Genomic DNA, 13,110 nt, shown 5'->3' with positions numbered 1-13,110 from the left:
AATCCGGGTAGTGCCACGCCCTGCGTGGCAAAAAATATCAATCAAAGGCGCGGCGAATCAGCCGACGGAACCTTCCAGCGAAACTTCCAGCAGCTTTTTGGCTTCCACCGCAAACTCCATCGGCAGCTCGCGGAACACCTGCTTGCAGAAGCCGTCCACGATCATCGACACCGCGTTTTCCTGGTCGATGCCACGCGCGCGGCAATAGAACAGCTGGTCGTCGGAAATCTTCGAGGTGGTGGCTTCGTGCTCCACCGTCGCACTCGGGTTCTTGACCTCGATGTACGGGAAGGTGTGTGCGCCGGAGGTCTTGCCGATCAGCAGCGAGTCGCACTGGGTGTAGTTGCGCGCGCCGTCGGCATTCCGGTCGACCTTGACCAGGCCGCGGTAGGTGTTCTGGCCACGGCCCGCGCTGATGCCCTTGCTGACGATCTTGCTCTTGGTGCGCTTGCCGATGTGGATCATCTTGGTGCCGGTGTCGGCCTGCTGGCGATGGTGGGTCAACGCCACCGAGTGGAACTCGCCCACCGAGTCGTCGCCCAGCAGCACGCAGGACGGGTACTTCCAGGTGATCGCCGAACCGGTTTCGACCTGGGTCCAGGTGACCTTGCTGCGCGCGCCACGGCATTCGGCACGCTTGGTGACGAAGTTGTAGATGCCGCCAACGCCGTTTTCGTCGCCCGGGTACCAGTTCTGCACGGTGGAGTACTTGATCTCGGCATCTTCCAGCGCGACCAGCTCAACCACTGCGGCGTGCAGTTGGTTCTCATCGCGCATCGGCGCGGTGCAGCCTTCCAGGTAGGACACGTACGCCTTGTCCTCGCAGACGATGAGGGTGCGCTCGAACTGGCCGGTGTGGCCGGCGTTGATGCGGAAATAGGTGCTCAGTTCCATCGGGCAGCGCACGCCCTTGGGAATGAACACGAAGCTGCCGTCGGAAAACACGGCCGAGTTCAGCGCGGCGAAGTAGTTGTCGCCGACCGGCACCACGGTGCCCAGGTACTTCTGGACCAGTTCCGGGTGCTCCTTGATGGCTTCCGACATCGAGCAGAAGATCACGCCCTTTTCGGCCAGTTCCTTGCGGAAAGTGGTACCGACCGAGACCGAGTCGAACACCGCGTCCACCGCCACGCCGGCCAGCTTGGCGCGCTCGTGCAGCGGCACGCCCAGCTTGTCGTAGGTGTCGAGCAGTTCCTTCGGCACGTCGTCCAGCGAGGCGTACTTCGGGCCCTTCGGCGCGGAATAGTAGCTGAGCGCCTGCAGGTCGATCGCGGCGATCTGCAGCTTGGCCCAGTTCGGCATCGGCATGGTCAGGAAGTGGCGGTAGGCGTCCAGGCGCCACTGCGTCATCCACTCCGGCTCGTCCTTCTTGGCCGAAAGGGCACGGATGGTGTCCTCGTCCAGGCCGGGCGGCAGCGAGTCCGATTCGATCTCCGTGATGAAGCCGGCCGAATACTTGCGGCCGAGCTGCTCATGGATCTCGCGGTTGGGGGTGTCGCCGGGGGCGACGGTGTCGAGGGTATCGGTGGCCATGGGGGCTGCCTGTGGATCAGGAGACGACATCCGCCGCGATCACGCGGCGGGGGGCGTCAACAAGGGGAAGAGGGGGCAGGATCTGCGCCAGGCTGACCTTGCGCAGTGCGTCGGACACCACGTCGTTGATCAGCCGCCAGCTGCTGCGCGCGCCGCACTGCAGCTCGCGTCCGCACTGGCTGTGGTCGTGCGCGCACTCGGTCAGGCCCAGCGGGCCCTCCATGGCTTCGACGATCTCGAACAGGCTGATCTGGTCGGCGGCGCGGGTCAGCCGGTAGCCGCCGCGCACGCCGCGCAGGCCTTCGACCAGGCCGGCCTGGGCCAGCGGCTTGAGCAGCTTGCTGACGGTAGGCGGCTCAAGGCGGGCATATTCAGCCAGTTCGGTCGCACTGAGCACCTCGCCCGGGCGCGCGGCAAGGACGGTCAGGACGACGGTGGCGTAATCGGTGAGCTTGGTGACGCGGAGCATGGGGAGGGCAGAGCCATAAAGCGGACTGAAATTGTACGCTTTTATGCGCGGGCATCCAACCCGTCGTGTTCAGGTAGGCATCATCACGACTATTAAGCGAGAATCGACCATCCCAACGTAACGGCCAGCCTGATGCCCAAGAAGATCCAAGCCCGCAAATCCTCGATCCACGGCAATGGCGTGTTCGCGCTGGCGCCACTGAAGAAGGGCGAACGGGTCATCCAGTACAAGGGCCTGCTGCGCAGCCACGCCGATGTGGACGCCGATGATACCGGGGATGTGGAGAGCGGTCACACCTTCCTGTTCACCCTGAACGACGACTACGTGATCGACGCCAACTACAAGGGCAACGATGCGCGCTGGTTGAACCACAGCTGCGACCCGAACTGCGAGGCGGTGATCGAGGAAGCAGAGGGCGACAACCGCCGCGAGGACAAGGTGTTCATCGAGGCGATCAAGGACATCGAGCCCGGCGCCGAGCTGACCTACAACTACGGCATCACCCTGGCCGAGCGCCATACCGCGCGCCTGAAGAAGATATGGGAATGCCGCTGCGGCGCGAAGAAGTGCACCGGGACGATGTTGCAGCCGAAGCGGTAAACGCCAAGGGCGTTTGCCGTTTGGGCGTAGTGCCGGCCGCTGGCCGGCTCCACGCAAATCTGGCCGAAGGAGGAGCCGGCCAGCGGCCGGCACTACGTCGGTGGGTTTCGATTACTTTCCGAGAACCCCGGCCGGCACCATCGCGCCGAGGTCCTGGTTGAAGGTCACCACCAGCCTGCCGTTCTGCACCTGGGCCGACTGCACCTGCAGCGCGCCCAGCAGGGCGCCCACGGTCGGATCGATTTTGTAGATCGGCTCGCGGCGGGCGTAGTCGGTCAGGAACACGTTGAGCAGCTCGCGCGTGCGCGAGTCCAGCCGGGCGCCGTTGTTGGCCGGGGTGAAGTCGTCCACGCTCGGCTGGTCCAGGTGGAAGCCCTGGGTCTGCGCGTCATAGCGCAGGCCACTGCTCAGCTTGACCTTGCCCAGCGGCGCGGGCGCACCGCCGGCGGTGGCCACCGCCACGTCCATGCCCAGGTCCAGGCGGTTGCCCTGCGGCAGGGTCAGGGTCGGGTGGCTCATGGTCATGGCGATCAACCCGCCCAGCGCGTTCTGGGTGCGCGGGAAGCTGCCATCGAGGTACTCCTGGACGTCGGCGGCACCCACCGACAGGTTGCGGCCGGAAATGCTGGGGGCGGCCTGTGCGCCGACCGCGGCGGCGATCAGGACGGTGCAGGCGGCAAGGCGGGCGAACGCGGGGCGTAGCTTCATGGGAGCAGGCGCAGGGTTGGGATGACCACACGATAGCGGGTCTGGATGAATCGGTGCTTCATGGCTGGCGCCAGAAGCATCCACGCAGGGCGTGGATCTACCGTCGCCCGTTCAGTGCACTACGGGTTGCAGGGAAGCGCCGTGGATTTCCCAGCCGCTGCCGTCGGGGCGCGGTTGCAGGCGGTACCAGCCCTGGAAGAAGAAGGTGCCCGTACCGGTAATTGCACGGACGCGCACCGGGACTTCGCGAAGACGCGACGGTTGTTCGGTGTCGCGCGCAATCGGGCTGTCGGTGTCGATCCGCAGGTTGCGCAGGTCGGCGATGTCCCGCAGCACCGCGTCGTCGGGGCGGGAACTGGTACGACCCCCGCTCCAGTACGCATCAGCGGCTTTGCGGTCGCGGTTCAGCAGTGCGTAAATGTAGGTGCGAACCGTGGTGCCCTCATCCAACGCGCCAGGTGCGACCGCACTGAGTGTCGGCGCCACCACGCTGGACAGACCGGCGGGCGTCTGCGATGTCGCATCCGCGACGGGCGCCGCGGCGGCGATGGCAGCGCCATCCGGTGGGGGGGGCTCAGCGCCACCGGCGACCGGGTCGGGCTGGCACGAGCACCCGGCGAACAACAGCGGCAACAGGTACACGACTCGACGCATGGCGCACTCTCCCCGGTGAAGGGCAGAGTGTAGCGGTGCTTCAGGGCGCGCGCTGGATGCCGTCCAGCGCGGCAAGTACGTGGTCGAGCTGCGGCTGCAGTGCGGTCAGCGGGTGGCTGGGCTGGTCGGCGTAGCGCTGCGCCAGGTCGTGCAGCAACTGGGTGGCGACGATCGCCGCAGCGCGCTCGTCGCCGCTCAGGCCGGTCTGGCGGCGGGCCACTTCCAGCAGCCGCATCCAGTCCTGCTGGGCGCGGTGTTCCAGTTCGATGGTGCAGCGTCCGCTGCACTGCAGCCCGTCCTTTTCGATCGGGGTAACGGTGATGCGATAGCGTTGCGAGGGGCTGGCCATGGCGGTGCACTGTGGGGGGGATGGGTCCACCTTAGGCGTGGCGACGGGCCGGGGCGACAGGCGCGGCCGCACGCAGTGTTCCACCTTGTGCGTTCCGCTTTTGCGCGGATCCTGCGTGCAGCCCGTGGCGGCGGGGTCTGCACCGGCGGGCCGGGTGCCGCCGGGGTTTGGCAACGCTGTGTTTCGCTGTTTGTGCGGTGCCCCAAAACGAGGACGGGACGGCCAAGGCCGTCCCGTCCGGGTGCTGCAGGAAGCGCGCAGATTACAGCGCGGCGTCCTTGAGCTTCTTGAGCGGACGCACCTTCAGCTTGGTGGTGGCCGGCTTGGCGGCGAACCACTGCTCTTCCTTGGTGAACGGGTTGATGCCCTTGCGCTTCGGCTTGGCAGCAACGCTGACGGTGGTGATCTTCAGCAGGCCCGGCAGGGTGAAGCTGCCTGCGCCCTTCTTGTGCACCGAGGAGGCCACGGCGGTTTCCAGCGAGGCGAGCACCGCGCGGACGTCCTTGGCGACAACGCCGGAGGCTTCTGCGATGTGTGCAACCAGGCCGGACTTGGTCAGCACTTCCTTGATCGGCTTCGGAGCTGCCGGCTTTGCGGCGGCCTTCGTAGCGACTTTCTTCACTGCCTTCTTCGGGGCAGCCTTCTTAGCGGTCTTTGCCATGGTTTCCTGTTCCGTGATCGGTTGGTTGGGTGGTCGCGCCGAACCCATCGGCAAGCGAAATGTAGGGCAACAATGCGGCGCCGCCAATAGGCAAACGCATAAAAATTCGGCTTTTCTGCAAATTCGATTACCGCAGTGCATCAGGACATGCCCGGAAATGCGGTCGCTGCACCCTGTTTTGACGGGTCCAACGCCAGGGGGCGCGGCCCAGGGCGGCCAGACACGGCGCTAACGGCCGACCGTCTAGGCTGGTGTTGCCATTCACCCACAGAGGAAGAACCGATGGGCATTTCGCGTCACGCCACCGCGCACTGGGAAGGTGACCTCAAGACAGGCAAGGGACAATTGAGCACGCCGCAGAGCGGCCTGCTGGACAAGACCCGCTATGCCTTCAGCAGCCGCTTCGGCGACGAAAAGGGCACCAACCCGGAAGAACTGATCGCCGCCGCGCATGCCGGCTGCTTCACCATGGCGCTGTCGGCCAAGCTCACCGAAGCCGGTTTCGTGCCGACCTCGCTGGACACCGAGGCCAAGGTCGACCTGTCGATGGAGGGCGGCCCGCAGCTCTCGCAGATCACCCTGAAGGTCAAGGCGGTGGTTCCCAACATCGACGCGACGCAGTTTCGCGCGATCGCCGACGACGCCAAGCAGAACTGCCCGGTGTCCAAGGCATTGAGTGCGGTGCCGATCAGCCTGGAAGCCGAATTGGGCTGACGGGTGTTTTGGGGTGCCGGCCAGAGGCCGGCACTACCAACGGGGCCGCGTAGCGACACGCCATGCGTGTCCCACGTGGTGCCGGATACCCCGAAAGACACGCGTGGCGTGTCTCTACCAGGTGATTGTCCCTTCGATTACGGTCTGCACCTGGCCGCCGGACCAGACCTCGCCTTCTGCGTCCACGTGCAGCGTCAGCCGCGCATCGTGGCCCACTTCGCGACCCTGGCTGACCACGTAGCTTCCCCCGCGCCCCGGCAGCGCATCGCGGCTGTCCAGCCACGCCGCCAGCACCGCATTGGCGGCACCCGAGGCGGCGTCTTCAAAGCGGCGACCGTTGCCGACGAATGCGCGGACCGCCAGGTCGTAGTCGCCACCGGCTGCGCGCGCGTAGGCGAACACGCCCATGCTGTCGGTGCTTTCGGCCAGCGCCGCGACCGCGTCCCAGTCCGGCGACAGGGCGCGCAGCGCGGCTTCGTCGGCCAGCGCCACCACCCACCAGCTGCGGCCACCGGACATGCGCGCCGGCGGCAGGTCGCCCAGGGACCAGCCCGCCAGCGCGGCCTGCAGGCGCGGGTCGCCCGAAGTGGTGACTTCCGCCACCGCCGCGCGCGGGGTGCGGATCGCGATGCTGCGCGCGGCGCCTTCGCCCATTACCCGCAAGGGCAGGGCGCCAGCAATGCCGTCCTGTACCAGCACGCCATCCACCGGCGTGGCCAGGCCGGCGTCCAGCACCGCGTGCGCGGTGCCGACGCTGGGGTGGCCGGCGAACGGCACTTCCTTCTGCGGGCTGAACATGCGGATCCGGTAGCTGGCACCGGGCGCCTGCGGGGCGAACACGAAGGTGGTTTCCGGCAGCCGGGTCCAGCGCGCGATCGCCTGCATGCGGGCGTCGTCGAGGCCTTCGGCGTCCAGCACCACGGCCAGCGGGTTGCCCGCGCCGGGAGAGGGGGAGAACACGTCAAGCTGGAGGAAGCGGCGGGCAGTCATGGCAGGTCGGTCAGGCAGAACGGTCGGGCAGCTTAACAAGGCCGGCCGGGTCTGACGGGGGCGGCGGCTTGGCATAGAATCAGAGGTTCGGCCCGGCGTGCCGGGTCGATCCCCCCACTACCTACCCATTCCTACCTCCATGTCAGCTTCCCCCCTTGTCGATCGCTGGATCGTACTGAAGTTCGGCGGCACCTCCGTGTCGCGTCGTCACCGCTGGGACACGATCGGGAAGCTGGCGAAAAAACGTGCGGAAGAAACCGGCGCGCGCGTGCTGGTGGTGGTCTCGGCCCTGTCCGGGGTCACCAATGAGCTGACCGCGATCGCCGATGGCGCCGCCGACAGCCGCGCCCGCGTGGACGCGCTGGTGGCGCGCCACCGCGAGTTCCTGGCCGAACTGGCGCTGGAGGCCGGCACCCTGGACGCGCGCCTGGCTGCATTGCAGGGCCTGCTGGACGACCCGCGTGCGGCCACCCGCCCGCTGGACTGGCAGGCCGACGTGCTCGGCCAGGGCGAGCTGCTGTCGTCCAGCATCGGCGCCGCGTACCTGCGCGCCGGCGGCCTGGATTTCGGCTGGATGGACGCGCGCGAGTGGCTGCAGGCGCTGCCGCCGCAGCCCAACCAGAGCGACTGGTCGCAGCGCCTGTCGGTGAACTGCCAGTGGCGCTCGGACGCCGGGTGGGCCGCCGGCTTCCGCGCGCAGCCGACCCGCATGCTGATCACCCAGGGCTTCATCTCGCGACATGCCGACGGCGGCACCGCCATCCTCGGCCGTGGCGGTTCGGACACTTCGGCGGCGTACTTCGGTGCGCTGCTCGGCGCCAGCCGCGTGGAAATCTGGACCGACGTGCCGGGCATGTTCAGCGCCAACCCGAAGGACGTGCCCGACGCGCGCCTGCTGACCCGCCTGGACTATTACGAAGCGCAGGAAATCGCCACCACCGGCGCCAAGGTGCTTCACCCGCGCTCGATCAAGCCGTGCCGCGACGCCGGCGTGCCGATGGCGATCCTGGACACCGAGCGCCCGGAACTGCCGGGCACCAGCATCGACGGCAACGCCGCGCCGGTGCCGGGGGTGAAGGCGATCAGTCGCCGCAATGGCATCGTGCTGGTGTCGATGGAAGGCATTGGCATGTGGCAGCAGGTCGGCTTCCTGGCCGATGTGTTCGGCCTGTTCAAGAAGCATGGGCTGTCGGTGGACCTGATCGGCTCGGCCGAAACCAACGTGACCGTGTCGCTGGATCCGTCCGAGAATCTGGTCAATACGGATGTGCTGGCCGCGCTGTCGGCCGACCTGTCGCAGATCTGCAAGGTCAAGATCATCGTGCCGTGCGCGGCGATCACCCTGGTCGGGCGCGGCATGCGCTCGCTGCTGCACAAGCTGTCGGACGTGTGGGCGACCTTCGGGCGCGAGCGCGTGCACATGATTTCGCAGTCGTCCAACGACCTGAACCTGACCTTCGTGATCGACGAAGCCGACGCCGACGGCCTGCTGCCGATCCTGCACGCCGAGCTGATCGACAGCGGCGCGATGCCGGTGGAAGAGGGCGAGGTGTTCGGCCCGCGCTGGCGCGAGATCGCCGGCACCATCCGTCCGCGCGAAACCGCCTGGTGGCGGGGGCAGCGCGAGCACCTGCTGCACCTGGCCCAGGCTGGTACGCCGCGTTACGTGTACAACCTGGCCACGGTCCGCGCGCGTGCGCGTGCGCTGGCGGCGATCAAGCCGATCGACCAGCGTTACTACGCGATCAAGGCCAACAGCCACCCGGCCATCCTGGAACTGCTGGAGCAGGAAGGCTTCGGCCTGGAGTGCGTCTCGCACGGCGAGCTCAAGCATGTGTTCAACGTGCTGCCGACGCTGTCGCCGCGCCGCGTGCTGTTCACCCCCAGCTTTGCGCCGCGTGCGGAGTATGAAGCGGCGTTCGCGCTGGGCGTCACCGTGACCCTGGACAACGTGGAAGCGCTGCAGCGCTGGCCTGAGCTGTTCCGCAACCGCGAGCTGTGGCTGCGCGTGGACCTGGGCCGTGGCGAAGGCCACCATGCCAAGGTCCGCACCGGCGGCAAGGACTCCAAGTTCGGCCTGCCGATCGCGCGCGTGGACGAGTTCGTACGCCTGGCCACCGACCTGGGCACCCGCGTGGTCGGCCTGCACGCGCACCTGGGCAGCGGCGTGGAAACCGCGCAGCACTGGCGCCTGATGTGCGACGAACTGGCCGGCTTCGCGCGCCGCATCGGCAGCGTGGAAACCATCGACATCGGCGGCGGCCTGCCGATTCCGTACAGCGCCGATGACGAGCCGTTCGACCTGGACGCGTGGGCCGTGGGCCTGGCCGAGGTCAAGGCCGTGCACCCGGCGTTCCGGCTGGCGATCGAACCGGGCCGCTACCTGGTGGCGGAATCGGGCGTGCTGCTGACCACCGCCACCCAGGTGATCGAAAAGGACGGTGTGCGCCGGGTCGGGCTGGATGCGGGCATGAACACGCTGATGCGTCCGGCGCTGTACGACGCCTGGCACGACATCGAAAACCTCAGCCGCCTGGGCGGGTACTCGGAGGCGATGTTCGACGTGGTCGGGCCGATCTGCGAGTCCAGCGACGTGTTCGGCAAGCGCCGCCGCCTGCCGGCCACCACCGCGCCGGATGACGTGATGCTGATCGCCGATGCCGGCGCCTACGGCTACGTCATGGCCAACACCTACAACCAGCGGGAGCTGCCGCGCGAGGACGTCATCGACGATGTGCCCTGAGCGCCGCCCGCTGTTTTCCCTCATGCCCCACCGGACCCACCATGACTGCTGCATTCGATAAACACCAGGTTGCCTGCTTCCGCTTCGTCCGCTGCGACCTTGCCGCGGACACCGGCGTGGCGCAGCTGGTCTACGCCTTCGACAACGGCCCGGAGCTGGTCGAGACGGTCACCATTCCCGGCGCACCGTTCGTGCTGGAAGGGGCCCGTGCCGAGGCGGTGCAGCGCGCGCTGCGCCTGCTGCACCTGATCGCGGGCGTCAGCTATTACAAGGCCGGCGTGCCGGAGCAGGTGCGGATCGACAGCTACACGGTCGACGCCGACACCGCTGCGCTGGTGGAAATGGTGTATCTCAACGGCCTGGGCGAGTTTGCCTACCGCAACGGCCTCAACCTGCGCGGGCGGTTCCGCCTGCCGGTGGAAGGCGAAGCGGTCGCCGCACCCGCGGTGGGCCTGCGCGAACATGCGCTGGTGGCCATCGGCGGCGGCAAGGATTCGCTGGTCAGCATCGAAGCGCTGCGCACGCTGGGCATCGCCGAGACGGTGACCTGGATCGGCGGTTCGCAGCTGATCCGCGCCTGCGCCGAGCGCACCGGCCTGCCGATGCTCAACATTGGCCGCACGCTGGCGCCGGAGCTGTTCGAGCTCAATCGCCAGGGCGCCTGGAACGGGCATATTCCGGTGACCGCGGTGAACTCGGCGATCATGGTGCTGGCCGCGCTGCTGCAGGGCGTGGACCAGGTGGTGTTCTCCAACGAGCGCTCGGCCAGCTATGGCAGCCAGATCCCCGGCACCGGTGAAGTGAACCACCAGTGGTCCAAGGGCTGGGCGTTCGAGCAGGCCTTCGGCGAGCACCTGCAGCGCCACGTGGCCGCCGACCTGCAGTACTACTCGCTGCTGCGGCCGCTGTCGGAGCTGGCGGTGGCGCGGCAGTTCGCGAAAACCGATTACTACGACGCGCACTTCTCCAGCTGCAACCGCAACTTCCACATCCTGGGCGAGCGCCCGGTGAACCGCTGGTGCGGGGTGTGCCCGAAGTGCCACTTCGTGTTCCTGGCGCTGGCTCCGTTCATGCCCAAAACCCGACTCGTGCGCATTTTTGGCCGCAACCTGCTGGACGATCTGGAGCAGGCCGGCGGTTTCGACGCCCTGTTGGAGTTCCAGGACCACAAGCCGTTCGAGTGCGTGGGCGAAGGCCGCGAGTCGCGGGCGGCGATGGCGACCCTGGCCGCGCGCCCGGAATGGAACGAGGACGCGCTGGTGAAGCGCTTCATCCACGAGATCCAGCCGCAGCTGGACGGCGCCGAGCTGCAGATCGAACCGCTGCTGGTGCTGGAAGGCGAGCACCGCATTCCGGCGGCGATCTGGGAGCGCCTGCGTGCGAATTTCGCAGCTTGAGGGCAAGCGGGTTGCGCTGTGGGGCTGGGGGCGCGAAGGACGTGCGGCGTTTTCGGTTCTTCGGCAACGCCTGCCCGCGCTTGAACTGACCCTGTTCTGCCCCGAGGCCGAGGCCGCCGCTGCGCGTGCCGAAGCCGGCAGCGCGCTGCAGGTGCGTTCGGACGTGAGCGGCGATGCGCTGGCCGGGTTCGAGGTGGTGATCAAGTCGCCGGGCATCAGCCCCTATGGCGAGGCTGCGCTGGCCGCCGCCGCGCGTGGCACGCAGTTCATCGGCGGCACCTCGCTGTGGTTTGCCGAGCACGCGGATGCCGACGGCACGGTGCGCGACACCGTGTGCGTGACCGGTACCAAGGGCAAGAGCACCACCACCTCGCTGCTGGCGCACCTGCTGCGCGCCTCCGGGGCGCGCACCGGGCTGGCCGGCAACATCGGCCTGCCGCTGCTGGAAGTGCTCGATCCGCAGCCGGCACCGGCGTACTGGGCGGTGGAGCTGTCCAGCTACCAGACCGGCGAGGTGGCGCGCAGTGGCGCGCACCCGCAGGTGGCGGTGGTACTGAACCTGTTCCCCGAACACCTGGACTGGCACGGCAGCGAAGCGCGTTACATCGAGGACAAGCTGGCGCTGGTGACCGACGCGGCGCCGCGGATCGCCGTGCTCAATGCGGCGGATCCGCACCTGGCCGGGTTGTCGTTGCCGCGCAGCGAAGTGGTCTGGTTCAACCAGCCGCAGGGCTGGCACATGCGCGGCGAGATCGTGTATCGCGGCGACCAGGCGGTGTTCGACACCGCCAACACGCCGTTGCCGGGCCGCCACAACCGCGGCAACCTGTGCGCGGTGCTGGCCGCGCTGGAAGCACTGGGCCTGGACGCGGTGGCGTTGGCCCCGGCGGTGCAGGATTTCCGCCCGTTGCCCAACCGGCTGCAGACCATCGGCACGCGTGACGGCCTGCGTTTCGTCAACGATTCGATCAGCACCACCCCGCACGCCAGCCTGGCTGCGCTGGAGTGTTTCGCCGGCCAGCGCATCGCGCTGCTGGTGGGCGGGCACGACCGGGGGCTGGACTGGCAGGACTTCGTCGCGCACATGGCGCACGACGTGCCGCCGGTGGAGATCGTGACCATGGGCGCCAATGGCCCGCGCATCCACGCGATGCTGCAGCCGCTGGCCGATGCTGGCCGGTTCGGCCTGCATGCGGCAGGCGACCTGGATGAAGCGGTGCGGCTGGCCTGCGCCGCGCTGGGCGGGCAGGGCGGGGTGGTGTTGATGTCGCCGGGCGCGCCGAGTTTCGGGGTGTATAGGGATTACGTCGCCCGCGGCCGCCATTTCGCCGAACTGGCCGGGTTCGACCCGGAGCAGATCACGGCGATCCCGGGGATCGGGATCGCCTGATCGGGCACCGCGAAGCCACGCAGGGCGTGGCTCTACCGGGCGTCACATCGCATGTGGTTACATGTTCCTTTCCCCGAAGGAGCAGGCGCATGAAGCAGCAATGGCGGTGGGGTGCGGCACTGGTACTGGGCATGACGGCGTTGCCGGCGGTGGCCGCGATGCAGGCAAAGCCGGTCGAATGGCAGCATGAAGGCACCACCTTCAGTGGCGTGCTGGTCTACGACGGCGAAGACAACGACAAGCGCCCCGGACTGGTGATGGTGCCGAACTGGAAGGGCGTGAACGACTCGGCCATCGCCAAGGCCAAACAGCTGGCGGGCGACGACTACGTGGTGCTGGTCGCCGACGTCTACGGCAAGGGCGTGCGCCCGAAGACCGATGCCGAGGCCGGCCCGGTGGCGGCCAAGCTGCGCAACGACCGCCCGGTGCTGCGCGCCCGCGCGTTGAAAGCGCTGGAGGTGCTCAAGGCCCAGGCCGGCAATGCGCCGCTGGATGCCTCGAAGATCGGCGCGGTGGGCTTCTGCTTCGGCGGCACCACGGTACTGGAGCTGGCCCGTGCCGGCGCGCCGCTGGCCGGCGTGGTCAGCCTGCATGGTGGTCTGGGTTCGCCGCTGCCGGCCAAGGCCGGTGACACGCACCCGTCGGTGCTGGTGCTCAACGGCGCCGACGACAAGAGCGTCAGCGCGGAAGACATCGCCGGTTTCCAGCAGGAAATGAACGCAGCCAAGGTGGATTGGGAATTCACCAACTACAGCGGCGCGGTGCACTGCTTCGCCGAAGCCGACGCCAACAGCCCGCCGGGCTGCGTGTACAACGAGCGTGCGGCGAAGCGGGCGTGGAAGAGCCTGGATACGTTCTTCGAAGGCCTGTTCGACAAGCGGTAATCGGAATCCGGAAAACCG

Annotated in this window: 13 protein-coding genes; 6 read left to right on the top strand and 7 right to left on the bottom strand. The window is 67.9% G+C overall.

Features of this window, described 5'->3' with window-relative positions; genetic code table 11:
• Window positions 1-57: 57 nt before the first annotated feature.
• The gene (sufB, locus tag C2U58_RS00615) at window positions 58-1,533 is read right to left on the bottom strand and encodes a Fe-S cluster assembly protein SufB (RefSeq protein ID WP_102944114.1); all 1,476 of its coding nucleotides are present in this window, start codon (window positions 1,531-1,533) and stop codon (window positions 58-60) included.
• A 16-nt stretch (window positions 1,534-1,549) separates the two neighbouring features.
• Window positions 1,550-2,002 (bottom strand): SUF system Fe-S cluster assembly regulator, encoded by a 453-nt coding sequence (locus C2U58_RS00610; protein ID WP_070206640.1) that lies wholly within the window; start codon window positions 2,000-2,002, stop codon window positions 1,550-1,552.
• Between the two features lie 132 nt (window positions 2,003-2,134).
• Between C2U58_RS00610 and C2U58_RS00605 the strand changes: the two genes are divergently transcribed.
• The gene (locus tag C2U58_RS00605; protein WP_102944113.1) at window positions 2,135-2,602 is read left to right on the top strand and encodes an SET domain-containing protein-lysine N-methyltransferase; all 468 of its coding nucleotides are present in this window, start codon (window positions 2,135-2,137) and stop codon (window positions 2,600-2,602) included.
• 111 nt (window positions 2,603-2,713) lie between these two features.
• On the opposite strand, the gene C2U58_RS00600 is transcribed toward C2U58_RS00605, so the two are convergent.
• The 4 genes from C2U58_RS00600 to C2U58_RS00585 form a co-directional block, all read right to left on the bottom strand.
• Window positions 2,714-3,310 carry a DUF1439 domain-containing protein gene (locus C2U58_RS00600; RefSeq protein ID WP_102944112.1) on the bottom strand — a complete coding sequence of 199 codons (597 nt, stop codon included), beginning with the start codon at window positions 3,308-3,310 and terminating at the stop codon, window positions 2,714-2,716.
• A 111-nt stretch (window positions 3,311-3,421) separates the two neighbouring features.
• Complete coding sequence (locus tag C2U58_RS00595; protein ID WP_146033377.1) at window positions 3,422-3,964, bottom strand: hypothetical protein; 543 nt, start codon at window positions 3,962-3,964, stop codon at window positions 3,422-3,424.
• Between the two features lie 40 nt (window positions 3,965-4,004).
• On the bottom strand, window positions 4,005-4,313 hold the full coding sequence (locus C2U58_RS00590; RefSeq protein WP_102944110.1) for a DUF3861 family protein: 309 nt from the start codon (window positions 4,311-4,313) through the stop codon (window positions 4,005-4,007).
• 262 nt (window positions 4,314-4,575) lie between these two features.
• Complete coding sequence (locus C2U58_RS00585; RefSeq protein WP_070206701.1) at window positions 4,576-4,974, bottom strand: HU family DNA-binding protein; 399 nt, start codon at window positions 4,972-4,974, stop codon at window positions 4,576-4,578.
• A 282-nt stretch (window positions 4,975-5,256) separates the two neighbouring features.
• Here C2U58_RS00585 and C2U58_RS00580 point away from each other — a divergent pair, with 282 nt between their 5' ends.
• Window positions 5,257-5,688, top strand: coding sequence for an OsmC family protein (locus C2U58_RS00580; protein ID WP_070206635.1), 432 nt, complete (start codon window positions 5,257-5,259; stop codon window positions 5,686-5,688).
• Between the two features lie 114 nt (window positions 5,689-5,802).
• Here C2U58_RS00580 and C2U58_RS00575 read toward each other — a convergent pair whose 3' ends face one another.
• On the bottom strand, window positions 5,803-6,678 hold the full coding sequence (locus C2U58_RS00575) for a PhzF family phenazine biosynthesis protein (protein WP_102944109.1): 876 nt from the start codon (window positions 6,676-6,678) through the stop codon (window positions 5,803-5,805).
• 139 nt (window positions 6,679-6,817) lie between these two features.
• Between C2U58_RS00575 and C2U58_RS00570 the strand changes: the two genes are divergently transcribed.
• The 4 genes from C2U58_RS00570 to C2U58_RS00555 all read left to right on the top strand — a co-directional run bounded on the left by C2U58_RS00570 (window position 6,818) and on the right by C2U58_RS00555 (window position 13,092).
• Complete coding sequence (locus C2U58_RS00570) at window positions 6,818-9,421, top strand: bifunctional aspartate kinase/diaminopimelate decarboxylase (protein ID WP_102944108.1); 2,604 nt, start codon at window positions 6,818-6,820, stop codon at window positions 9,419-9,421.
• A 41-nt stretch (window positions 9,422-9,462) separates the two neighbouring features.
• Window positions 9,463-10,818 carry a UDP-N-acetyl-alpha-D-muramoyl-L-alanyl-L-glutamate epimerase gene (murL, locus tag C2U58_RS00565; RefSeq protein ID WP_102944107.1) on the top strand — a complete coding sequence of 452 codons (1,356 nt, stop codon included), beginning with the start codon at window positions 9,463-9,465 and terminating at the stop codon, window positions 10,816-10,818.
• A complete protein-coding gene (gene murD / locus C2U58_RS00560; RefSeq protein ID WP_102944106.1) occupies window positions 10,799-12,208 on the top strand; it encodes a UDP-N-acetylmuramoyl-L-alanine--D-glutamate ligase in 1,410 nt (469 codons plus the stop codon). Before murL ends, murD begins: the two co-directional genes overlap by 20 nt.
• A gap of 89 nt (window positions 12,209-12,297) precedes the next feature.
• Entirely contained in the window at window positions 12,298-13,092 is a 795-nt protein-coding gene (locus C2U58_RS00555) for a dienelactone hydrolase family protein (RefSeq protein WP_102944105.1), read from the top strand.
• Window positions 13,093-13,110: the final 18 nt, after the last annotated feature.

Origin of the sequence: Stenotrophomonas sp. VV52, assembly GCF_002893095.1 — a bacterium.
Taxonomy (GTDB): domain Bacteria; phylum Pseudomonadota; class Gammaproteobacteria; order Xanthomonadales; family Xanthomonadaceae; genus Stenotrophomonas; species Stenotrophomonas aracearum.
Note: the sequence above shows the minus strand (reverse complement) of the source record. Positions and strands in the feature narration are given on the sequence as shown.